The organism is Stutzerimonas sp. KH-1, from assembly GCF_054483855.1.
In genome coordinates, this window is the sequence record NZ_CM137011.1 from 344,003 (window position 1) to 363,830 (window position 19,828).

Below are 19,828 nucleotides of genomic sequence, written 5' to 3' on the forward strand. Positions count from 1 at the left end.
CGCTCGGGACGCGAGCGCATGTTTGCATCCCGGTCGGCCCAGCGGTCAGCTTTCTCCCGCGAGCTTGCGTTCGTATTGATAGGCCCAACGGGTATACAGCAAAGCTGCGATGAACAACGTCAGGCTGATGAACGCTTCCAGCCATCCGTAGACCATGCGCGCCGGGTCGATGGCGGCCAGCACGCCCTGGATGAAGTAAAGGTTGACGATGAAGCAGGTCCAGGCATGCGCTCGCGGACTGCCAGCGATCATTCCTGGGGCAACCAACAGTAATGGAATCAGCTGGATGCTCAGGACTACCCAGATGCGCGCTCCGTGAAGATCGGCAAATACCAGATTCCATACAACCAGCAGCGCAGCGAGGCCGAAGAAGCTGGCGAGGCTGATGGCCCGGCTGAGCCTGAGCCGTGGCTTGAGCCATTCCAGCGTCGGTAGGGTTTTGCGCTTCTTAGCCACGATGGGTCTCCAGCTGTTGAGCGGTGCGCGCGAGCCGTTGCCCCAGCGCGCGGCAAAGGGCGATTTCATGCTCGTCGAGCAGACGCTTGCCGTCCGCCCCTGCATGATGGCTGGCGCCGTAGGGTGTACCGCCGCCGCGGGTTTCCAGTAGGGCATTCTCGCTGTAGGGCAGACCGAGTATCAGCATGCCGTGGTGCAACAGCGGCAGCAGCATTGAGAGCAAGGTGCTTTCCTGGCCGCCGTGCAGACTGGACGTCGAGGTGAATACGCCGGCTGGCTTGCCAACCAGTTCGCCGGTGAGCCACAGGCTGCTGGTGCCATCGAGGAAGTACTTCATTGGCGCTGCCATGTTGCCGAAGCGGGTCGGGCTGCCCAGTGCAAGCCCGGCACAGTTCTTCAGATCATCGAGCGTCGCATAGAGCGCGCCGGAGTCCGGGATGCTCGGTGCGACGGCTTCGCATTCTGTGGAGACCGCCGGGACGGTGCGCAGGCGCGCCTCCATGCCGGTCAGTTCGATACCGCGTGCGATCTGTCTCGCCATTTCAGCAGTGGCGCCGTGGCGGCTGTAGTAGAGCACGAGAACGTAGGGCGCACTCACGGCAATATCTCCAGAACCTTTTCCGGCGGTCGGCCGATGATGGCCTTGTCGCCAGCGACCAGGATCGGACGCTCGATCAGCTTCGGGTGCTCGACCATCGCTGCGATCAGCTGGGCTTCCTCCAGTCCGGCATCAGCCAGTTCGAGCGTCTTGTACTCGTCTTCGCCGGTCCGCAATAGCTGCCGGGCGGTAAGTCCCAGCTTGTTCAGCAGCTCTTTGAGTTCGCTGGTCGAAAGCGGGGAATCCAGATAACGCACGATCTCGGGTTTCAGCCCGCGAGCTTCAAGGAGCTCCAGTGCAGCGCGTGATTTGGAGCAGCGCGGATTGTGATAAAGCGTGAGTTCGGTCATTTGAGGTTGCGTCTCGCCGGTTGAGGTGGCCATTCTAACCTTCAACGGGGTGCCTGCCGAAATGTGCAGCACGGGCCATTTGCAGGGACGGCATCTGTCCGCTGCGGCAAGATCTCGGGGTCGTCGTGCCTCTAAGGGAGAATGGATGCATCAGCGCATCGATAACATGCTGGAATTCGGCCGTTTCCTGGTCAGGCGTTTCCTGACGGATCGAGGGCCCCACAGTGCTGCGGCGCTGACCTATACCACGCTGTTCGCCGTGGTGCCGATGATGACGGTGACCTTCGCCATGCTCTCGGCGATTCCGGCGTTCAAGGGCGTCGGCGAACAGATCCAGTACTACATTTTCAACAACTTCATCCCATCGACCGGTGCGACCATTCAGGAATACCTCCTGGCCTTCACCAGCCAGGCACGGCAGCTGACTTGGTTCGGTGTCGGGTTTCTCATGGCCACTGCGCTGATGATGCTGCTGACGATCGAAAAGGCGTTCAATACGATCTGGCGCGTTCGGCAGCCCCGGCGTGGCGTGTCCAGCTTTCTGCTCTACTGGGCCATTCTCAGCCTAGGCCCACTGCTGCTCGGCGCCGGCTTCGCGACCAGTACATATGTCGCCTCGCTTTCATTGATCTCCGGGCCCTATGCGCTCATTGGCGTGGGCACGCTGATCAAGGTCATGCCATTGCTGCTCAGTGTCGCCGCGTTCACCTTGATCTATGCCGCCGTGCCCAATACGCGGGTGCCGCTACGTCACGCCCTGGTGGGCGGAGTCTTCACCGCGGTGCTGTTCGAAACGGCGAAGCAGCTGTTCGGTCTTTATGTCAGCTACTTTCCCAGCTATCAGTTGATCTACGGCGCGTTTGCCGCCGTTCCGCTGTTTCTGCTCTGGGTCTATCTGTCATGGATGATCGTGCTGTTCGGCGCCGAGCTGGTCTGCGGGTTGTCCTCCTCACAGCAATGGCGCCGCCGCCCTTTGCCGCGGCTGCTGGTCATGCTGATGCTGCTGCGCACGCTGCACCAGCGTCAGCAGGAGGGCAGGGAACTACATCTGCGTGACCTGCACCGGGCCGGCCTGCGCCTACCCGAGGACGAATGGGACGAAATCCTTGGCTTCTTCGAGCAGGAGCAGCTGGTTTGCCGCACTGGTACGGGCGGCTGGGTGCTGTGTCGAGACCTCGGGCATTACAGCCTCGATCAGCTGCTGCGCTGCAATCCCTGGCCCTTGTCGGCACGCGACGCGCTACCGGAGCAGCTCGACGAGCCCTGGTACCCGACGCTGCGTCGTTCGCTGCAGCTGCTGCAACAGGAGCAGACCAATCTGTTCGGTGGCAGCCTGGCGGACTGGTTGGAGGCCGGTGGTGACAAAAATCGTCAGTAACGGAATGATTGCGCAGTTTTCTGGGGCGCTTGGGCCGGGCGGAAGCCGGCCGCACGCCGCGCCCTGAGGAGTATCGGGCCTCGGCTCGAATGCTGGCATGCTTCTGGCAATGGATATGATGGTTGAGAGGACGGCGTGATGAACGGCAAGCGCAGCACCATTCTTTATCTGCACCAGCGAGCGCCTGACGCCGCGCTGGATGCCTTGAATCGCCTGACTGGTCTGCGTTTCACACAGTGGCCCGAATCTCTGGTGGACCGGTCGGAGGGGCGGAGCGGGCAACAGGCAGAAGCTGTGCAAAACGTGCCGGACACGTCGAAGCAGGTGAGTGGCTGATCAGGCTTGTGCGGTAATGCGCTCAGCCGTGACGGGCTCGACGGGATGCACGAACAGTTCTTCAACGGATACGGCGACCACCGCCGAGGCCGGTCGAAGATGAATCTGCAGATCTTCGATCTTCTGCTTTACCGGTAGCCGGGCGATACCGGAGAGCAGGATCTTGCCGGCGCCATCGGTTCGGCCGTGATCGATAGCCGCTTCCCGCTGCTGTTGTCCGTCGCGGTACTTGGCAACCAGCGAGACCATCAGTCCCGCCTTTCCCTGCAGCTGGAGCCAGCTGGCAACATTGAACTCAGCGATGCGACCGTCATAAGTGGTCAGCGAAATGGCTGCTTGCTCGACGATGCGCGACGGCACACTACCGATCAGTTTGTCATTGTGTTGAGACATGGCTTCGCTACTGGTTAGTCGGTGAGGTGCGGAATTATAGGCAGTCCGGTCCGGCGAAAACTGTGCACTTGAGCGATGGGCGGCGTGACGGGACTCGCAGAACAGTGAAAACGCGGCGCTTATTTGGCGTCACCGTTCGATGCCCGCAACCGGCTGCCTGATCGTGCTCGGCCGGGGAGTACGCGGTATCCTTCCGCTCATTCCGACGAGGCATCGCTCATGGTCAAACTACGTTCATCGCTTTTCATCTTCGCCTGCGTGCTGCTCGCCGCCTGTGACAGCAGTTGGGGGCCGGATCAGTACGGCAGGGACGTGACCGCTGCCGATCTGCAGGGCAAGTGGCTGCTGATCAATTACTGGGCCGAGTGGTGCGGCCCTTGTCGTACGGAGATTCCTGAACTCAATACCCTGGCCGAGCAGGAGCGGCAGCTGGAGGTGCTCGGTGTCAATTTCGACGAGCTGCGAGGGGAGGAGCTTGCGCAGGCGGCACAAGCCCTTGGCATTCGCTTCAAGGTGCTGAGCGACGATCCGGCCGAGCGATTGCAGCTGTCCCGCAGCGCAGTGTTGCCGGTGAGCTATCTGGTGGATGACGAAGGCAGGGTTCGCAAGCAGTTGGTTGGCGAGCAGACCGCCGAGGGCATACTCGAGCACCTCAAGCAGCTGCGCGGCGAGTAATCCGCGCCAGTGGTTCCGGCTGCGAGTCGCTTACGGTTTGACGTACCAGAAGTCCTGCCAGAAGCCGATCACCTTGGCTGGATAGCGATTCTTGCCAAGGCTGCCGTTGTAGCGGGCCAGCGCTCGGTTGATGTCGCCGTTTTCCTTGCGAAGGTAATAGCTCAGGATGGTGCAGCCATAGCGCAGATTGGTGGCGTTGTCGGTCAGGTTGTCCTGCGGTCGTCCGAGTTCCGCCTTCCAGAACGGCATTACCTGCATCATGCCCTGTGCGCCGACGCTGGATATGGCGAAGCGGTCGAAATGGCTTTCGGCGTGGATCAGCGCCAGGACCAGCTCCGGTTGCAGGCCGGCTTTGCTCGCTTCGCGGTGTACCAGCCTGAGGAGCGTCAGGCGCTCCCCAGCGTCTGGAAGGTAGCGCTTGAGGCGGCCGGACATGTCCACCAGCCAGACTTCCGCGTCGAAGCGGTCCTGAAAGCTGTCAGCCTCCGCAACGGTACGCTGCATAAGATCGCGTAGCTCGGGTTCAGGCGCCTGGCGGATGTTGGCGTTTGCCGACAACGCCAGCGCCAGAAGCAACGGCAGAACGAGCATCCGCGGGATCATCGGGTTTAGTTTCCGTCGCTGCCTTCGATCAGGCTGTCCAGAAACTGCTTCTGCAACTCAGGGTCGTTGCGCGTCAGCTCGATCAGGCTCTGCTCCAGCTCGCTGGCTTCCTCTTCCATGCCGAGCTCGGACAGCCGTCTGACTCGATGCACCCATTGCGCCACATCGTCGCCCTCGAGGTCATCGAATATGAGGTTATGCGCCTCCTGCAGCTTGCCGCGCAGCTTGTGGCTGACCAGTAGCGTGGCGTCAGCTCGCGTACCGTCCTGCGAATCTTCTACCGATAGCTGCAGCTTGCCCACCTGAGTGACATCCTGGTCAGCGAACGATCCGTCGAGCAGGTTCAGGCGAAGTACGCCGTAGCGGTCGGTGGTCAGTTCGTGCGTCTGCGAACCGGCGACGACCCGAACCGGCCGTTCGGCCCAGGGCAGGCTGCTGTACTCGAGCCGAGCATCCCGTCGCTGCTCATCGAGGCTGGCGAGATTTTGCTGCGAGCGTCCATTGGACTCGACGTTCATGAACGGATTGAGACCGGCGAAACCGTAGCTGATCCAGTCTCGTGTGGCGCGTTCGGGGATGTTCCCGAGCATCACTACGTTGAGCACGTTGGCGCCGACCCCGGCGACTACTGCGACGACCCCCATCGGGATTTCGTACAGCTCGCGCCACGGCTGATAGGGCGTATAGCGATCATAACGGCGTGTGACTTCGAAGTCGGTCACTTCGAACGTCTTCTGCTCCTGCACACGAATTCGCCGTTGTGGCAGCTCGAGTACCTGTGGTTCGCCGAGCTCGATGCGCAGGCTGTGGTCGAGCAGTTTGCGTTCGGTGCGCGCTTCGTGCTCGCTGCGCTGAGGCAGGTGATTGGCGCAGCCGCCAAGCAGAAGCGCCGCGCAGAGCGCGGCGCTGGTTGAAGCGACAAGATGTCGGTTGAGCATGGTTTCCGGTCAGCGATGAACACGCGAATTGATGAAGGAGAGGATATCTGAAACGGCTACCTGCTGTGGTTGGGCATCGCGGCGATGCTTGTATTCCAGCGTGCCGTCCGCCAATCCACGATCGCTGATGACGATGCGGTGCGGGATGCCGATCAGCTCCATGTCGGCGAATTTGACGCCAGGACTGGTCTTTTTGTCACGGTCGTCGAGCAGAACTTCGTAGCCGGCTGCGGTCAGCTCGGCGTAGAGGTTGTCGGTAGCTTCGCGGACCGCCTCGGTCTCGTATTTCATCGGTACCAGCGCAATCTGGAACGGTGCCAGGGCGTCCGGCCAGAGAATGCCGCGCTCGTCGTAGTTCTGCTCGATAGCCGCAGCGACCACGCGGGAAACCCCGATGCCGTAGCAGCCCATGATCAGGGTCGCCGGCTTGCCGTTCTCGCCCATGACCTGGCAGTTCATCGCTTCGCTGTACTTGGTGCCGAGCTGGAAGATATGACCGACTTCGATGCCGCGCTTGATTACCAGGCTGCCCTTGCCGTCCGGGCTGGGGTCGCCAGCGACCACGTTGCGAAGGTCGGCGATCTGCGGCAACGGCAGGTCGCGCTCCCAGTTCAGGCCGAGATAGTGCTTGTCATCGATGTTGGCGCCGGCGGAGAAGTCGCTCATCAGTGCGACGGAGCGGTCGATCACACAAGGAATCGGCAGGTTCAGCGGGCCCAGTGAACCGGGGCCGGCGCCGATGGCGGCACGGATCTCGGCTTCCGAGGCGAATACCAGCGGACTGGCGACCTGCGCCAGATTGGCGGCCTTGATCTCGTTCAGTTCATGGTCGCCGCGTACGATCAGGGCGACCAGCTGGCCTTTCTCGACGCCGTGCACCACAAGCGTCTTGACGGTTTTCTCGATGGCCACGCCGAACTGCTCGACCAGCTCGATGATGGTCTTGGCATCCGGTGTATCGATCAGGCGCAACTCTTCGCCAGGGGCTGCGCGTTCGGTTTCGCGCGGGATGGCTTCGGCCTTCTCGATGTTGGCCGCGTAGTCGGAGGAATCGCTGAAGGCGATATCGTCCTCGCCGGATTCGGCCAGTACATGAAATTCGTGGGAGCCGGTGCCGCCGATGGAGCCGGTGTCGGCCTGCACCGGACGGAAGTTCAAGCCTAGGCGGGTGAAGATGTTGCAGTAGGCCCGATGCATCCGGTCGTAGGTTTCCTGCAGCGACTCCTGATTCAGATGAAAGGAGTAGGCATCCTTCATCAGGAACTCGCGCCCACGCATGAGCCCGAAGCGCGGGCGGATCTCGTCGCGGAACTTGGTCTGGATCTGATAGAAGTTGATCGGCAGCTGCTTGTAGCTGTTCAGCTCATTGCGCGCCAGATCGGTGATGACTTCCTCATGGGTCGGGCCGACACAGAACTCGCGGTCATGGCGATCCTTCAGGCGCAGCAGCTCCGGTCCGTATTGCTCCCAGCGACCGGATTCCTGCCAAAGTTCGGCCGGCTGGATGGCGGGCATCAGGACTTCCAGCGCGCCTGCCTTGTTCATTTCCTCGCGAACGATGGCCTCGGCCTTGCGTAGCGCTCGCAGCCCCATCGGCATCCAGGTGTAGAGGCCGGACGCCAGCTTGCGGATCATTCCGGCACGCAGCATCAGCTGGTGACTGATCACCACCGCATCGGAAGGGGTTTCTTTGAGGGTCGAGAGCAGGAACTGACTGGTGCGCATGTGGCCGTTATGTCCTTGCAGAGGCTGGAATTAGGCTCGGCATTGTACGGCGCGCGTGGTGCGGCGTACAGGACAGGTACGGTCGCTTGGGCGACGGAATCGATGCCAAGGAGCCCGAGCCCTTCAGTTACGACCGTGATTACGTCGTGTTGCTGAGCGACTGGACGGATGAAAATCCAACGCGGGTACTGGCCAAGCTCAAGAAACAGTCGGACTACTACAACCAGCACAAACGCACCGTTGGTGACTTCATCGATGACGTAAGCGAGATGGGTTGGTCCGCCGCCGTAGCCGATCGCAAGATGTGGGCCGAGATGAAGATGAGCCCGACGGATCTCGCTGACGTCAGTGGCTACACCTACACCTACCTGATGAATGGCCAGGCACCTGATGGCAACTGGACCGGCATATTCAAACCAGGCGAAAAGATCCGCCTGCGGTTCATTAATGCCTCGGCTATGACCTATTTCGATGTGCGCATCCCAGGCCTGAAGATGACTGTGGTTGCGGCCGATGGTCTGCACGTCAAACCGGTCAGCGTCGACGAGTTCCGTATCGCCGTGGCCGAGACCTACGACGTGATCATCGAACCAGACAGCGAACAGGCCTATACCGTGTTTGCCCAATCCATGGACCGCACTGGCTATGCGCGCGGCACCCTTGCTGTACAGGAGGGGTTGAGTGCACCAGTACCCAGCCCCGACCCGCGTCCGCTGATTGCGATGGGCGACATGGGTATGGATCACGGCAGCATGGGCGGTATGGATCACGGGAACATGGCCGGAATGGACCACGGCAGTATGGCGGGCATGGATCATGGGAGCATGCAGGGTGGCATGGCAGGCATGGCAGGTGCCATGCAGGCACACCCAGCCTCAGAGACCAACAACCCGCTGGTCGATATGCAAACAATGACACCAACGCATAAGTTGGACGACCCAGGTATTGGTTTGCGAGACAACGGCCGACGCGTCCTCACGTACTCTGACCTGCGCAGCACCTTCCTCGACCCGGATGGTCGCGAACCAAGTCGCACCATCGAGCTGCACCTTACCGGGCACATGGAGAAATTCTCCTGGTCCTTCGATGGCATCAAGTTCTCTGACGCCGAGCCTCTGCGCCTCAAGTACGGCGAGCGTGTTCGCATCACGCTGGTCAACGACACCATGATGACTCATCCGATCCATCTTCATGGCATGTGGAGCGACCTGGAGGATGCGAACGGCAATTTCCTGGTGCGTAAACACACCATCGACATGCCGCCAGGTTCCAAGCGCAGCTATCGGGTGACCGCCGATGCGTTGGGGCGTTGGGCCTACCACTGCCACCTGTTGCTCCACATGGAAATGGGCATGTTCCGTGAAGTCCGTGTGGATGAGTAAAGGAGATTTCTGATGAGTACTTTTATGAAGCGTAATGCCCTGTTTGGCAGCGCAGCGATGTTCAGTTTTTTGGCTGCTTTGTACGCGCCGACGTCATTGGCAGGTGAGGGGCACAGCGAGCACGAACAACATGCTGCCGAGTCGGCTGCGCCCGAGGCCATCAGTGACAAGCCTGCAGATCAATCGAAAGGCAAGGCCGCTGGCCAGCAGATGGATCATGGCACCATGGATCATGAGGGCATGAACCATGACGATATGGGGCACGAGAAGATGATGGATAAGCATGGCGGCACCGAAGCCGAAGCAGGTTCGAACCATGACCACTAGGTTTTCACGCCCGTCCCTCATAGCGCTGGTCGTGTCGCTGAGTGCACTCAGCGGCGGCGTTACCCAGGCTGCGGAAGAAATGGATCATTCGGCAATGGGGCACGGCTCCATGTCGATGGACCACAGCCAGATGGGCCACGGTTCCGCCAAAGCGCCGATGGAGGGCATGGATCACAGCAAGATGGATCATGGTGCCATGCAGAGCGAATCGGGCAGCATGGACCATAGCCAGATGGGCCACAGCCAGAGCCAAGAGAAGGCCCCAGCCATGGACCACAGCAAGATGGGACACGGCACCATGCAGGGACAGATGGAGGGCATGGATCATTCGAAGATGAACCATGGCTCCGCTGAAGCCCCGAGAACTACCAGTCGTACGCCGATTCCCGTTCTGACGGATGCTGATCGCCAAGCGGCTTTCCCGCCACTGCCTGGCCACAAGGTGCATGACAGCGCCATCAACAGCTTTTTCCTGCTCGATCAGCTCGAATACCAAGACGCAGATGAGGGCAGCACCCTGGCCTGGGATGCGTCGGGTTGGGTAGGCGGTGATATCAACCGGGTCTGGTTCCGCTCCGAAGGCGAGCGTACCAACGGCGTTACCGAGGACGCTGAATTACAGCTGCTGTACGGCCGCTCGATCGGCCCTTGGTGGGATGTCGTCGCGGGCGTCCGCCAGGACTTCAAACCGGAGTCGCCGCAGACTTGGGCCGCCTTCGGTATCCAGGGCATGGCGCTTTACGCCTTTGAGGCCGAAGCCACGGCCTTCGTCGGCGAGAATGGCCAAACTGCTGCCCGACTGGAGGGCGAGTACGACATTCTGCTGACCAACCGGCTGATTCTCCAGCCAACTGCCGAAATGAACTTCTACGGCAAGAACGATCCTGAGCGAGGTGTGGGGTCCGGGTTGGCCAATACCGAGCTCGGTTTACGTCTGCGTTACGAGATTGTCCGGCAGTTTGCCCCCTATATCGGGGTTTCTTGGAGCCGCTCCTATGGCAACACGGCAGACATGGTGCGCGACGAGGGCGGTGATGTAGACGAGGCGCGTTTTGTCGCCGGTATCCGGATGTGGTTTTGAGAACCTGACATGAAAAGAACAATTAAAACTTTGGTGGCGGCCGGCGTGGTCGGTAGCACAGCTGTCCTGGCCGGTGCCTACTTTGGCGTGGTCAACGTGGGGGCCGACGATCCCCATTTTCCTGCAGTGCATGCGTTTCTCACGATGGCCCGTGACCGCTCTATCGAAGTCCGTTCGCGGAACATCGAGGTTCCCAACCTGGATGATCAAGCTCTTATTCGCGCCGGTGCGGGCAACTACAACTCCATGTGTATCGGCTGTCATTTGGCGCCAGGTGTGGCGGAGACCGAGCTAAGCCAATCGCTTTATCCTGCGCCTCCCAACCTCGCCAAAATCGGTCTCGATGGCAATCCGTCAGCAGCGTTCTGGGTGATCAAGCATGGCATCAAGGCAACGGGTATGCCTGCGTGGGGCAAGAGCATGGGCGATGAGTACATCTGGGGCATGGTTGCCTTCCTTGACCAATTGCCGGCGATGGATGCCAAGCAATACCAAGCACTCGTCGCATCCAGTGGCGGCCATCAGCATGGTGGTGGGGAAACGCAAATGCACAATCATGAAGGTCAGCACGGCGACAACAAGCCTGGCCATCATGGCAATAGCGGCGGTGGCGAAGACCATCATGGAACAGGTGATGCCGGAGAGCCTGGCCATCACGATGCCGCGGCTACTGATAGCGAGGGTGGCTCCGCACCTGAGGCAGGTCACCATTCGGACATGAGTAGCGATGACCACCATGCCGGGGATGAGGCCGCCCCAAGCGGCGGAGACCATCATTCCGAGCAAACTCCGAATGCCTCGCCCAAGACCCATACCCACGCCGATGGCAAAGAGCACGTGCATGAAAGCTAAATATCTGGCCTTGCTGGCCGCTCTCTCCGTCACATCTGCAGTTCAAGCCGCTGATGCCCTGACGATTGATGTCCATCGTGATGCTAATTGCGGATGTTGCAAGAAGTGGATCTCACACCTCGAAGCGAATGGCTTCAAAGTCGTCGACCATGTCGAAAGCAACATGACGGCAGTGAAGCAAAGTCTGGGCGTTGCGCCGCGGTTGGCGTCTTGTCACACCGCGGTGATTGACGGCAAGTTCGTCGAAGGTCATGTGCCGGCGGCTCAGGTCATCGAACTCACCAAGCGCGATGATCTGCTGGGCATCGCTGTTCCCGGGATGCCGGCGGGCTCCCCCGGCATGGAAATCGATGGCGTACAGCATGCCTACCAGGTCATTGGCTTGACCAAGACGGGTTCTGATCAGGTCGTTGCAGAATATCCCGCCCAGTAGTACTGCCTGCCAGCACGGCCGCTTGTGTGTAGTGGCCGACTCATTTTTATACGTCCTTTAACCTAAGTAAAAAAGGCGCCCTAGGGCGCCAAGGGCTGTCTCCAAACCAAAGGAGCACTACGAGGGGACAGCAGGACCAAGGAGCGAGCGGGCAATCAACCCGCTCGCTTGCCAGGGTTAGAGAACTTCCAGCGGGTACTCGACAATCAGGCGGAACTCATCCAAATCCGACTCGAAGTCGGTGGCGCGAGTCGTGGCTTGTCGAATGCGAAAGGACATGTCCTTCAACGACCCAGACTGCACAACGTACTTGGCCTCGATGTCCCGCTCCCAGCGCTTCTGGTTGGTCAACGGATCGCCGTTGTCATCACGGCGCATATAGACTTCGTTGGCGTTGCTGTAGTCGGCATCCCAGCCCTGGGCATATCGAGTCATGAAGCTCAATCCAGGCACACCGAAAGGCGCCATATTCAGGTCATAGCGCACTTGCCATGACTTCTCCTTCGGCGAGTTGAAGTCGCTGTACTGGATGGCGGAGTCGAGGTAGATGGAGTCCGATTGGCGCAAGTAGTCGAAGTCATCATCGCCATTGTTGCGCTGGAGACCCACCAGCACTGTATGAGCGCCGAATTGGATGCCGACCTTGCCGCTCCAGATGTTGTTATCGAAGCTCCCGAGGAGCTGCCTCCCTTCATCGACCGCCTTGTAGTAGTTCAGCCCGCCGATCAAGGCGACATCGTCCGCAAGCGGGTAGCTCAGCGTGGTGCCCGCGTAATATTGATTCCAGGCATCCTTGAGCCGGCTGGTGTAGAGACTGAAGCCCACATTGTCGTTAAGCGTGTAATCACCGCCGAAATAGGCGATCCATGGCGAGTCGACTTCGCCCGCGTAGAAGGTAGCGAAGCCGTCGCGCATACTGCTGGTATTGGGTTGGCTCATCGAGTGGAGGCGACCGCCTTGAAGCGACAATCCTTCCACGCTGCTGTTGACCACGGTGACACCTCGGAAGCTCTCCGGTAACAGCCGCGCATCACCGTAGTGGACGACCGGGCTGACAGGAAAGACGTCGCCTACCTTGATCTCGGTATCCATGAACCGAGTTTTCACCGCGCCCCCCAGTTTGGAGTAGTTGTCCTCAGCCTGCCCGAGGCTGTTGTAAGGCATCACGTCGACTGTGCCGCCTGCTCCAGAACGGCCGTCGCCGGTGTCAAGCTTGAGCCCTAGCATGGCAAAGGCATCGACACCAAAGCCTATGGTGCCCTCGGTGAAACCAGACTCGAATCTGCCTATCACGCCATGCGCCCACTCTTCCGAATAGCCATTACCCGAGCTGCTGGACTGGCCTTTACGGAAATCGCGGTTGAAGTAGAGATTTCGATTGAGAATGGTCAGGCTGCTGCCTTCGATAAATCCCTCGCCTTTCTCGCCGGCGGCCATTGCAGCTTGCCCGGTACTGACGCTCAGAGTGAGCAGAGAAAGTCCTAACAGGGTTCTGTTATTCATAAATACTCCTGATGTTATTGGCAGTTGTCATTGTGTGGTCGCATATAGGGGTCTTGTGGAAGAACCGACAAATTTGACAAGTTTGCTCGTTTAGAGGCTGGCAACGATTTCTGCATTTGACAGCCAGACGGTCAAAATACATCCATTAAATTGTTATAGCGAACCTTGAAGCTGTTTAAACTGCCCTTGGATCACTGCTTTTTCCTGAAGAATCACCTTATTCTCGTCGGTCAGAAATGCCACTTTATCCTGGGCGGTTTTCAGTTCGGCTTTGGTGGTCTCCAATGCGTGGGATAACACGGCCACTTGCTTATCGACATCCGCTTTCTGGGTGGTGAGTGCGGCCATGTTTTCCGCCAATTGCTCATTTTTATGCTGGTATTCCCGGCACTTTGTCACGGCTTCTTCACACTCGTGTTCCAGGTTCTGGATATCTTCTATCTTTGCTTTCAAGTCGCTATTTAGGGATGGTCTGAAGTAGCCATGTATTTCCCCGGCATACCACCTGGCGCAACTTTTAAACTAGCCAAATGACCAAAAAACAATCAATTCGACGAGTATTTCTTACGTTTTCGCCCACTTTCATTGTGATTGCTCCTTTGGTTTGAATTTGGTGCTTGCCCGTCCGCGGTGAGCGGAAAGGGTGCAACTTCTTAGTCCCGCATCAGGCTTTAGCCAGTTATGGCCGCTGTTCGCGAAAAGCCATCCAGAGAATGTACTGTGTAGCCCTAGTGCAGCGCTAGAGCAGGCTGTGTGACGCCTATTGCGGCGTTTTGAAGCCATTGCAGCGCCCGCTGCTCGATCTTTTGCAAAAAGCGGACCCAAATGCGTTTTTGAGGCTTTTGCGACGCTTCATGGCATCCAGTGCAGCGCTGTTGCACTCTCAGAGTGCATGTTCTGATGGTGCGGCCCCATCTTCGCGCAGGCAGGTCAGGGTTGTTAGCTTTCCTGTCTGGAGTATGCTTCTGAGTGTTCGGGTAGTGCAGTCCCGCACTGCTTCACAATCAGGTCGAAGGGGAGTGTCATGTTCGTTCTCGATTCACGTTTGGAGCAGGACACCCTGCCGCTCGGGGACTTCCCGCTGTGCCGGCTGCTGTTGATGAACGACGCTCATTATCTGTGGTTCATTCTGGTTCCGCGGCGTGAGGAGATAAGCGAGTTGTTTCAGCTCGATCCGGTCGACCAGCAGGCGCTGTGGCGAGAAACCACTGCGCTGGCCGAAACCGTCAAGGATACCTTCGGTGCGGACAAAATGAATGTCGCCGCGCTCGGTAATGTAGTTGCACAACTACATATGCACGTCATCGCCAGGCGTCGGGACGATGCGGCCTGGCCGGCGCCTGTTTGGGGCAAGCAGCCGGCGCAACCCTATACCGAGGGTCAGGTAGCGGCGATCAGGGAAAAGCTGCGGTTGGTACTTACCGGCGATTTTCGTTTCGAGGAATGATGATGGATCTGGAGTCTCGTGTAACAGACCTGGAGGCGCGGTTGGCCTTTCAGGATGACACCATTCAGACGCTCAACGATGTGCTGGTCGAGCAGCAGCGGCTGGTGGAACGTCTGCAACTTCAGTTGGGTGCGCTGGCGAGACGGCAGGAGGAAATGCAGAGCTCGCTGGATGCGGGCGAAGATGAGGCACCGCCGCCTCACTATTAATTATTGCGAGCGAGATTGGCTGGTCTCGCTCGCGGGGACCGTCTCAGCGGGCCGAATCTACGGTGACGACATCCTCGGCCTGCAGGCCCTTGTCACGCATCATGATAGTGAATTCCACGCGCTGGCCTTCCACGAGAATGCGGTGGCCCTCGCCGCGAATTGCGCGAAAGTGCACGAATACATCGTCACCGCTATCCCGGGAAATAAAGCCGAATCCCTTCGATGTGTTGAACCACTTCACGGTGCCCGATTCGCGCCCGGCTGCCGGCAGGGGGCTCGCTTTCTGGTGCGCGGGTTTTACCTTTGTCGGGCGTTCCTGAGGCGTGGCAAGGTGGAGCAGGACGGCAATCAGGGCGAGCAAGAGGCTGGCGAGGGTGGCCGGCTGGCCTGCGATCTGCGGAAAGGGGGCGAGCAGGATGGTTGCTTGCAGGGCAATGGCGACCAGTAGGAGTGCCGATGTGGCGATGATGACCGGGCGGGTTCGGCTGTCGTCCAGTTTGGCAGAAGGAGCGAACTGGGCGTTCAGCAGGCCGAGCATCAGCAGGCACAAGGCGTCGGGCTGCAGGAGAAGCGGCATTCCGCCGCGTAGACTGGGTACAAATGACAAAAGCAGGGCAATGACGCCCGCCAGGACATGAACGATCTTAAGCATTCTTGGTATGGCTCACGGTTAATAACACGACAGGAAGAAGCCGCAGGCCAGGATGCTCGTGGTAAACGTTGTTCGCTCAGGGCTGAAACTGCTCTGGAGGAACCGCGCGGGCTGGCTTGCAGCGCGGCGTATTTAACAGCAAAGGCGAAGGGGGCTCAAATGAGCGTGCGGCGCGGGGCTGCGTCGCATAGAGAGCGCATGTCGGATGTGGGGACAGGGCACGCAAGTGCCCTGTCGTGAAAAATTATGCCGACAGGAGGCTGCGGAGCATCCAGGCCGTCTTTTCGTGGCTTTGCATGCGCTGGGTCAGCAGGTCCGCGGTGGGCTCGTCATTGACCTTGTCCAGCAGCGGGAAAATGCCTCGCGCGGTGCGGACTACCGCTTCCTGGCCTTCAACCAGCAGTTTGATCATTTCCTCGGCCGACGGAACGCCTTCCTCTTCCTTGATCGAGCTCAGGCGGGCGTAGGCGGCATAGGTGCCGGGCGCCGGAAAGCCGAGGGTGCGGATGCGCTCGGCGATATCGTCGACCGCGACAGCCAGTTCGGTGTACTGGGTCTCGAACATGGTATGAAGCGTGTTGAACATCGGCCCCGTCACGTTCCAGTGAAAGTTGTGGGTCTTCAGGTAAAGCGTGTAGGTGTCGGCAAGCAGGCGGGACAGCCCTTCGGCGATAGCTGCACGATCCTGTTCGGCGATGCCAATGTTGATTTCCATGTGTTTCTCCTGGTGGATGGTTCAGGCCTTAGTTATGCCAGAAAACGACGCGCTGTTGTGAAGCGATAGGTTTCTGGTCCGATGCTCATGGTTGGAAGGCGTCGACCGATTCTGGGTTCCATGACCGGCCTGATGGGCTGCCGGTGAGGGCAACGGCTGCGCCGCGGTGATTATGTCGATATAATCCCGCGCTTGTGCCTGGCAGCATCAGCATGTGCTGCAGCGCCTGGCGCCCTAGGCGGTATCGCATACGGTACAGCCGCTTGCGCAGAGCAGTGACGGCGCCATTAGCCGGTCCCAGCTCTGGCGCCCCATCGAATTCAAGATACGAGAAGCGAACCTCACCATGATGCGCAGCCACTATTGCGGCCAATTGAACGAAAGCCTGGACGGTCAGGAAATCACTCTTTGCGGCTGGGTACATCGCCGTCGTGACCATGGCGGGGTGATCTTCCTCGACGTTCGCGATCGTGAGGGTCTGGCCCAGCTGGTCTTCGATCCGGATCGTGCCGAGACCTTCGCCGCGGCAGACCGCGTGCGCAGCGAGTACGTGATCAAGGTGACCGGCAAGGTGCGCCTGCGTCCGGCCGGTGCGGTGAACCCGAACATCGCTTCCGGCGCCATCGAGGTGTTGGGTTACGAGCTGGAAGTGCTGAACGATGCGGAGACTCCGCCGTTCCCGCTCAACGAGTACAGCGATGTCGGTGAAGAAACTCGTCTGCGCTACCGCTTCATTGACCTGCGTCGCCCGGAGATGGCCGAGAAGCTGAAGCTGCGCTCGCGCATCACCGCCAGCATCCGTCGCTACCTGGACGAGAACGGCTTCCTCGATGTCGAAACGCCGATCCTCGGTCGCCCGACGCCCGAGGGTGCTCGCGACTATCTGGTGCCGAGCCGCACCCATGCCGGCAACTTCTTCGCCCTGCCGCAATCGCCGCAGCTGTTCAAGCAGCTGCTCATGGTGGCCGGCTTCGATCGCTACTATCAGATCGCCAAGTGTTTCCGCGACGAAGACCTGCGTGCCGATCGTCAGCCCGAGTTCACTCAGATCGATATCGAGACCAGCTTCCTCGACGAGGCGGACATCATCGGTATCACCGAAGGGATGATCCGCAAGCTGTTCAAGGAAGTGCTGGATCTGGAATTCGGCGAATTCCCGCACATGCCGTTCGAAGAGGCCATGCGCCGCTATGGCTCGGACAAGCCGGACCTGCGCATCCCGCTCGAGCTGGTGGATGTTGCCGATCAGCTCAGTACAGTCGAGTTCAAGGTATTCTCCGGTCCGGCCAATGATCCGAAAGGTCGCGTGGCCGCCCTTCGGGTGCCGGGTGCCGCAAGCATGCCGCGCAGCCAGATCGACGACTACACCAAGTTCGTCGGTATCTATGGCGCCAAGGGCCTGGCCTACATCAAGGTCAACGAGCGCGCCAAGGGCGTCGAGGGCCTGCAGTCGCCGATCGTCAAGTTCATTCCGGAAGACAACCTCAACGTCATCCTCGATCGCGTCGGTGCGGTCGATGGCGATATCGTCTTCTTTGGTGCCGACAAGGCCAAGATCGTCTCCGAGGCGCTGGGCGCGCTGCGCATCAAGCTCGGCCATGACCTCAAGCTGCTGACCTGCGACTGGGCGCCGCTGTGGGTGGTCGACTTCCCGATGTTCGAGGAAAATGACGACGGCTCGCTGTCCGCGCTGCATCATCCGTTCACGGCGCCGAAGTGCTCGCCGCAGGAGCTGGAAGCCAACCCCAGCGCTGCGCTGTCGCGCGCCTACGACATGGTGCTCAACGGTACCGAGCTGGGCGGCGGCTCCATCCGCATCCATCGCAAGGAAATGCAGCAGGCGGTATTCCGCATTCTCGGCATCGACGAGACCGAGCAGGAAGAGAAGTTCGGCTTTCTGCTCGATGCGCTGAAGTTCGGTGCGCCGCCGCATGGCGGTCTGGCCTTCGGCCTGGATCGTCTGGTCATGCTGATGACCGGCGCGCAGTCGATTCGCGAAGTCATCGCCTTCCCGAAAACCCAGAGTGCTGCGGACGTCATGACCCAGGCGCCGGGTGCGGTGGACAACAAGGCATTGCGCGACCTGCACATCCGTCTGCGCGAGCAGCCAAAGGCGGAATAAGCGCTACCCGAAGCCTGGTCATGCCAGGCTTCTTCGTCTTGCGGCTCCGGCCGTGCAGACGTTACGGCGATAGCCGTTCCCGGCCAGCGATACAGCGGCGGGCGTGATGGCTATCGGATTTCTGATTCAGTCGAAGAATGGAGTGAGTTATGGCTGGTCATTCCAAATGGGCCAATATCAAGCACCGCAAAGAGCGCCAGGACGCCAAGCGGGGCAAGATCTTCACCAAGCTGATCCGCGAACTGACCGTGGCGGCCAAGCACGGCGGCGGTGTGCCGGCGGATAATCCGCGCCTGCGCCTGGCTGTGGACAAGGCGCTGACGGCCAACATGTCGCGCGACGTCATCGATCGCGCAATCGCTCGCGGTGCCGGCTCGAACGAAGCCGACAACATGACCGAGCTGAGCTACGAGGGATACGCACCGAGTGGTGTGGCAATCATCATTGAGGCCATGACCGACAACCGCAACCGCACCGCTGCCGAAGTGCGCCATGCCTTTAGCAAGAACGGTGGCAACCTCGGTACTGACGGTTCGGTGGCCTACATGTTCGATCGAAAGGGACAGATCAGCTATGCGCCGGATGTCGACGAGGACGCGCTGATGGAAGCGGCGCTGGAAGCCGGTGCCGACGACGTGGTCGCTCAGGAAGACGGCTCGGTCGAGGTCTATACCAGCTTTTCCGATTTTCTCTCGGTCAACGAGGCACTGACCGAGGCCGGCTTCAAGGGTGACGAGGCGGAGGTGGCGATGATCCCGTCGATCACGGCGCCGATCACCGATGTCGAGACCGCGCAGAAGGTTCTGCGCCTGATCGATGCGCTGGAAGATCTGGATGACGTGCAGAACGTTTATCACAACGCCGAAATCTCCGACGAGATCATGCAGCAATTGGGCTGAGTCGCGTCGGCGAATGAAAACCGGAGGTCGCAGCCGCACTTCCGGTTTTTTTTATGGGCCGGGGCAATGCCAGTCGAGCAACTGGATGTGATGCCGCCGGTGGCGTCGCGGCAGGTGCCTCCGTATACTCGCCACTGGATAAATAGACAGCACGGCCAAGGGCATGACGCTGATTTTAGGTATCGATCCCGGCTCTCGGATTACCGGTTACGGCGTCGTGCGCGACACCGGCCGCGGTTGCGAGTACGTCGCCTCGGGCTGCATTCGAACGGGTAGTGGAGAGCTGTCTGAGCGCTTGCGTGCCGTGTTTAGTGGGGTGAGCGAGGTGATTCGCACCTACGGGCCGGTGACCATGGGCATCGAGCAGGTGTTCATGGCCCGTAATGCCGATTCGGCGCTCAAGCTGGGTCAGGCCCGGGGTGCTGCCATCGTTGCGGGAGCCGAGGCGGGCCTGCAGATCGCCGAGTACACTGCGACGCAAGTCAAACAGGCCATCGCGGGCACTGGCGGCGCGGACAAACAGCAGGTGCAGATGATGGTCATGCACCTGCTCAAGCTGCTGGAAAAGCCGCAGCTCGATGCGTCGGACGCCTTGGCCATTGCCCTGTGCCATGCGCACCACCGGCAAAGCCTGGTCCCGCACGGGTTGATCGGTGCCAGGCGGCGAGGCGGGCGGCTGCGGCTGTAGCCGTATTTTGCTGGCGGGAATAATTCGATGGCTTCGGCACTCGCCCAAGTCGTGGAGGAAACGAGT

Annotated in this window: 24 protein-coding genes; 13 read left to right on the forward strand and 11 right to left on the reverse strand. The window is 59.9% G+C overall.

Annotated elements, in window-relative coordinates; all coding sequences use genetic code 11:
- Positions 1 to 45: 45 nt before the first annotated feature.
- The 3 genes from ACX1DW_RS01770 to arsC are packed head-to-tail and all read right to left on the reverse strand — an operon-like array spanning position 46 to position 1,404.
- Positions 46 to 456 carry a DUF2069 domain-containing protein gene (locus tag ACX1DW_RS01770; protein WP_102840043.1) on the reverse strand — a complete coding sequence of 137 codons (411 nt, stop codon included), beginning with the start codon at positions 454 to 456 and terminating at the stop codon, positions 46 to 48.
- The gene (gene wrbA / locus ACX1DW_RS01775) at positions 449 to 1,054 is read right to left on the reverse strand and encodes an NAD(P)H:quinone oxidoreductase (protein WP_110776362.1); all 606 of its coding nucleotides are present in this window, start codon (positions 1,052 to 1,054) and stop codon (positions 449 to 451) included. The genes ACX1DW_RS01770 and wrbA overlap by 8 nt, the downstream gene beginning before the upstream one ends.
- On the reverse strand, positions 1,051 to 1,404 hold the full coding sequence (arsC, locus tag ACX1DW_RS01780; RefSeq protein ID WP_102840045.1) for an arsenate reductase (glutaredoxin): 354 nt from the start codon (positions 1,402 to 1,404) through the stop codon (positions 1,051 to 1,053). Before arsC ends, wrbA begins: the two co-directional genes overlap by 4 nt.
- A 145-nt stretch (positions 1,405 to 1,549) precedes the next feature.
- Here arsC and ACX1DW_RS01785 point away from each other — a divergent pair, with 145 nt between their 5' ends.
- Both ACX1DW_RS01785 and ACX1DW_RS01790 read left to right on the forward strand, forming a co-directional pair.
- Positions 1,550 to 2,782: a virulence factor BrkB family protein gene (locus tag ACX1DW_RS01785; RefSeq protein ID WP_458992651.1), complete on the forward strand. Its 1,233-nt coding sequence runs from the start codon at positions 1,550 to 1,552 to the stop codon at positions 2,780 to 2,782.
- A 138-nt stretch (positions 2,783 to 2,920) separates the two neighbouring features.
- Positions 2,921 to 3,118: a hypothetical protein gene (locus ACX1DW_RS01790; RefSeq protein ID WP_108242093.1), complete on the forward strand. Its 198-nt coding sequence runs from the start codon at positions 2,921 to 2,923 to the stop codon at positions 3,116 to 3,118.
- Here the strand turns inward: ACX1DW_RS01790 and ACX1DW_RS01795 are convergent, their stop codons facing one another.
- Positions 3,119 to 3,511 (reverse strand): hypothetical protein, encoded by a 393-nt coding sequence (locus ACX1DW_RS01795; protein ID WP_102840048.1) that lies wholly within the window; start codon positions 3,509 to 3,511, stop codon positions 3,119 to 3,121.
- 219 nt (positions 3,512 to 3,730) lie between these two features.
- On the opposite strand from ACX1DW_RS01795, the gene ACX1DW_RS01800 reads away from it, so the two are divergent.
- Positions 3,731 to 4,186: a TlpA family protein disulfide reductase gene (locus ACX1DW_RS01800; RefSeq protein ID WP_125868039.1), complete on the forward strand. Its 456-nt coding sequence runs from the start codon at positions 3,731 to 3,733 to the stop codon at positions 4,184 to 4,186.
- 30 nt (positions 4,187 to 4,216) lie between these two features.
- Here ACX1DW_RS01800 and ACX1DW_RS01805 read toward each other — a convergent pair whose 3' ends face one another.
- The 3 genes from ACX1DW_RS01805 to ACX1DW_RS01815 are packed head-to-tail and all read right to left on the reverse strand — an operon-like array spanning position 4,217 to position 7,452.
- Positions 4,217 to 4,789 carry a lytic transglycosylase domain-containing protein gene (locus ACX1DW_RS01805; RefSeq protein WP_063539753.1) on the reverse strand — a complete coding sequence of 191 codons (573 nt, stop codon included), beginning with the start codon at positions 4,787 to 4,789 and terminating at the stop codon, positions 4,217 to 4,219.
- A gap of 5 nt (positions 4,790 to 4,794) precedes the next feature.
- Positions 4,795 to 5,727 carry a hypothetical protein gene (locus ACX1DW_RS01810; protein ID WP_063539754.1) on the reverse strand — a complete coding sequence of 311 codons (933 nt, stop codon included), beginning with the start codon at positions 5,725 to 5,727 and terminating at the stop codon, positions 4,795 to 4,797.
- Between the two features lie 9 nt (positions 5,728 to 5,736).
- Complete coding sequence (locus tag ACX1DW_RS01815; protein ID WP_125852969.1) at positions 5,737 to 7,452, reverse strand: proline--tRNA ligase; 1,716 nt, start codon at positions 7,450 to 7,452, stop codon at positions 5,737 to 5,739.
- Positions 7,453 to 7,493: 41 nt separating this feature from the next.
- Here ACX1DW_RS01815 and ACX1DW_RS01820 point away from each other — a divergent pair, with 41 nt between their 5' ends.
- Genes ACX1DW_RS01820 through ACX1DW_RS01840 form a run of 5 tightly spaced genes read left to right on the forward strand, consistent with a single transcriptional unit; the run spans position 7,494 to position 11,527 of the window.
- Positions 7,494 to 8,834 carry a copper resistance system multicopper oxidase gene (locus ACX1DW_RS01820; RefSeq protein WP_411848385.1) on the forward strand — a complete coding sequence of 447 codons (1,341 nt, stop codon included), beginning with the start codon at positions 7,494 to 7,496 and terminating at the stop codon, positions 8,832 to 8,834.
- A 12-nt stretch (positions 8,835 to 8,846) separates the two neighbouring features.
- Positions 8,847 to 9,161 carry a hypothetical protein gene (locus ACX1DW_RS01825; RefSeq protein ID WP_024616826.1) on the forward strand — a complete coding sequence of 105 codons (315 nt, stop codon included), beginning with the start codon at positions 8,847 to 8,849 and terminating at the stop codon, positions 9,159 to 9,161.
- Positions 9,151 to 10,242, forward strand: coding sequence for a copper resistance protein B (locus tag ACX1DW_RS01830; RefSeq protein WP_024616827.1), 1,092 nt, complete (start codon positions 9,151 to 9,153; stop codon positions 10,240 to 10,242). The genes ACX1DW_RS01825 and ACX1DW_RS01830 overlap by 11 nt, the downstream gene beginning before the upstream one ends.
- 9 nt (positions 10,243 to 10,251) lie before the next feature.
- A complete protein-coding gene (locus ACX1DW_RS01835; RefSeq protein WP_161612204.1) occupies positions 10,252 to 11,094 on the forward strand; it encodes a c-type cytochrome in 843 nt (280 codons plus the stop codon).
- Positions 11,084 to 11,527, forward strand: a complete 444-nt coding sequence (locus ACX1DW_RS01840) for a DUF411 domain-containing protein (protein WP_125886303.1) — start codon at positions 11,084 to 11,086, stop codon at positions 11,525 to 11,527. Before ACX1DW_RS01835 ends, ACX1DW_RS01840 begins: the two co-directional genes overlap by 11 nt.
- Before the next feature lie 177 nt (positions 11,528 to 11,704).
- Here ACX1DW_RS01840 and ACX1DW_RS01845 read toward each other — a convergent pair whose 3' ends face one another.
- Positions 11,705 to 13,030 (reverse strand): OprD family porin, encoded by a 1,326-nt coding sequence (locus ACX1DW_RS01845; RefSeq protein ID WP_125886302.1) that lies wholly within the window; start codon positions 13,028 to 13,030, stop codon positions 11,705 to 11,707.
- Positions 13,031 to 13,183: 153 nt separating this feature from the next.
- The gene (locus ACX1DW_RS01850; protein WP_178111474.1) at positions 13,184 to 13,483 is read right to left on the reverse strand and encodes a hypothetical protein; all 300 of its coding nucleotides are present in this window, start codon (positions 13,481 to 13,483) and stop codon (positions 13,184 to 13,186) included.
- A gap of 571 nt (positions 13,484 to 14,054) precedes the next feature.
- On the opposite strand from ACX1DW_RS01850, the gene ACX1DW_RS01855 reads away from it, so the two are divergent.
- Both ACX1DW_RS01855 and ACX1DW_RS01860 read left to right on the forward strand, forming a co-directional pair.
- Complete coding sequence (locus tag ACX1DW_RS01855; protein WP_110776371.1) at positions 14,055 to 14,477, forward strand: HIT family protein; 423 nt, start codon at positions 14,055 to 14,057, stop codon at positions 14,475 to 14,477.
- 2 nt (positions 14,478 to 14,479) lie between these two features.
- Positions 14,480 to 14,686 carry a SlyX family protein gene (locus ACX1DW_RS01860; RefSeq protein ID WP_014597223.1) on the forward strand — a complete coding sequence of 69 codons (207 nt, stop codon included), beginning with the start codon at positions 14,480 to 14,482 and terminating at the stop codon, positions 14,684 to 14,686.
- 43 nt (positions 14,687 to 14,729) lie between these two features.
- Here ACX1DW_RS01860 and ACX1DW_RS01865 read toward each other — a convergent pair whose 3' ends face one another.
- Entirely contained in the window at positions 14,730 to 15,338 is a 609-nt protein-coding gene (locus tag ACX1DW_RS01865) for a cold-shock protein (protein WP_272878167.1), read from the reverse strand.
- Positions 15,339 to 15,582: 244 nt separating this feature from the next.
- Positions 15,583 to 16,053 carry a Dps family protein gene (locus ACX1DW_RS01870; RefSeq protein ID WP_011913917.1) on the reverse strand — a complete coding sequence of 157 codons (471 nt, stop codon included), beginning with the start codon at positions 16,051 to 16,053 and terminating at the stop codon, positions 15,583 to 15,585.
- A gap of 346 nt (positions 16,054 to 16,399) precedes the next feature.
- On the opposite strand from ACX1DW_RS01870, the gene aspS reads away from it, so the two are divergent.
- The 3 genes from aspS (at position 16,400) to ruvC (ending at position 19,762) form a co-directional block, all read left to right on the forward strand.
- Positions 16,400 to 18,175 carry an aspartate--tRNA ligase gene (aspS, locus tag ACX1DW_RS01875; protein ID WP_458992652.1) on the forward strand — a complete coding sequence of 592 codons (1,776 nt, stop codon included), beginning with the start codon at positions 16,400 to 16,402 and terminating at the stop codon, positions 18,173 to 18,175.
- Positions 18,176 to 18,324: 149 nt separating this feature from the next.
- The gene (locus tag ACX1DW_RS01880) at positions 18,325 to 19,074 is read left to right on the forward strand and encodes a YebC/PmpR family DNA-binding transcriptional regulator (RefSeq protein ID WP_152481535.1); all 750 of its coding nucleotides are present in this window, start codon (positions 18,325 to 18,327) and stop codon (positions 19,072 to 19,074) included.
- Between the two features lie 163 nt (positions 19,075 to 19,237).
- Positions 19,238 to 19,762 (forward strand): crossover junction endodeoxyribonuclease RuvC, encoded by a 525-nt coding sequence (gene ruvC, locus ACX1DW_RS01885; protein WP_152481534.1) that lies wholly within the window; start codon positions 19,238 to 19,240, stop codon positions 19,760 to 19,762.
- Positions 19,763 to 19,828: the final 66 nt, after the last annotated feature.

What these genes read in the sequence shown, in the direction of transcription:
- ACX1DW_RS01860 (WP_014597223.1), top strand. Translation starts at nt 14,480, where the DNA reads ATGGATCTGGAGTCTCGTGTAACAGACCTGGAGGCGCGGTTGGCCTTT.
- ACX1DW_RS01845 (WP_125886302.1), bottom strand. Translation starts at nt 13,030, where the DNA reads ATGAATAACAGAACCCTGTTAGGACTTTCTCTGCTCACTCTGAGCGTC.
- ACX1DW_RS01800 (WP_125868039.1), top strand. Translation starts at nt 3,731, where the DNA reads ATGGTCAAACTACGTTCATCGCTTTTCATCTTCGCCTGCGTGCTGCTC.
- ACX1DW_RS01835 (WP_161612204.1), top strand. Translation starts at nt 10,252, where the DNA reads ATGAAAAGAACAATTAAAACTTTGGTGGCGGCCGGCGTGGTCGGTAGC.
- ACX1DW_RS01805 (WP_063539753.1), bottom strand. Translation starts at nt 4,789, where the DNA reads ATGATCCCGCGGATGCTCGTTCTGCCGTTGCTTCTGGCGCTGGCGTTG.
- ACX1DW_RS01785 (WP_458992651.1), top strand. Translation starts at nt 1,550, where the DNA reads ATGCATCAGCGCATCGATAACATGCTGGAATTCGGCCGTTTCCTGGTC.
- ACX1DW_RS01880 (WP_152481535.1), top strand. Translation starts at nt 18,325, where the DNA reads ATGGCTGGTCATTCCAAATGGGCCAATATCAAGCACCGCAAAGAGCGC.
- ACX1DW_RS01840 (WP_125886303.1), top strand. Translation starts at nt 11,084, where the DNA reads ATGAAAGCTAAATATCTGGCCTTGCTGGCCGCTCTCTCCGTCACATCT.
- ACX1DW_RS01870 (WP_011913917.1), bottom strand. Translation starts at nt 16,053, where the DNA reads ATGGAAATCAACATTGGCATCGCCGAACAGGATCGTGCAGCTATCGCC.
- ACX1DW_RS01830 (WP_024616827.1), top strand. Translation starts at nt 9,151, where the DNA reads ATGACCACTAGGTTTTCACGCCCGTCCCTCATAGCGCTGGTCGTGTCG.
- ACX1DW_RS01795 (WP_102840048.1), bottom strand. Translation starts at nt 3,511, where the DNA reads ATGTCTCAACACAATGACAAACTGATCGGTAGTGTGCCGTCGCGCATC.
- aspS (WP_458992652.1), top strand. Translation starts at nt 16,400, where the DNA reads ATGATGCGCAGCCACTATTGCGGCCAATTGAACGAAAGCCTGGACGGT.
- ACX1DW_RS01865 (WP_272878167.1), bottom strand. Translation starts at nt 15,338, where the DNA reads ATGCTTAAGATCGTTCATGTCCTGGCGGGCGTCATTGCCCTGCTTTTG.
- ruvC (WP_152481534.1), top strand. Translation starts at nt 19,238, where the DNA reads ATGACGCTGATTTTAGGTATCGATCCCGGCTCTCGGATTACCGGTTAC.
- ACX1DW_RS01815 (WP_125852969.1), bottom strand. Translation starts at nt 7,452, where the DNA reads ATGCGCACCAGTCAGTTCCTGCTCTCGACCCTCAAAGAAACCCCTTCC.
- ACX1DW_RS01825 (WP_024616826.1), top strand. Translation starts at nt 8,847, where the DNA reads ATGAGTACTTTTATGAAGCGTAATGCCCTGTTTGGCAGCGCAGCGATG.
- ACX1DW_RS01790 (WP_108242093.1), top strand. Translation starts at nt 2,921, where the DNA reads ATGAACGGCAAGCGCAGCACCATTCTTTATCTGCACCAGCGAGCGCCT.
- ACX1DW_RS01855 (WP_110776371.1), top strand. Translation starts at nt 14,055, where the DNA reads ATGTTCGTTCTCGATTCACGTTTGGAGCAGGACACCCTGCCGCTCGGG.
- ACX1DW_RS01810 (WP_063539754.1), bottom strand. Translation starts at nt 5,727, where the DNA reads ATGCTCAACCGACATCTTGTCGCTTCAACCAGCGCCGCGCTCTGCGCG.
- arsC (WP_102840045.1), bottom strand. Translation starts at nt 1,404, where the DNA reads ATGACCGAACTCACGCTTTATCACAATCCGCGCTGCTCCAAATCACGC.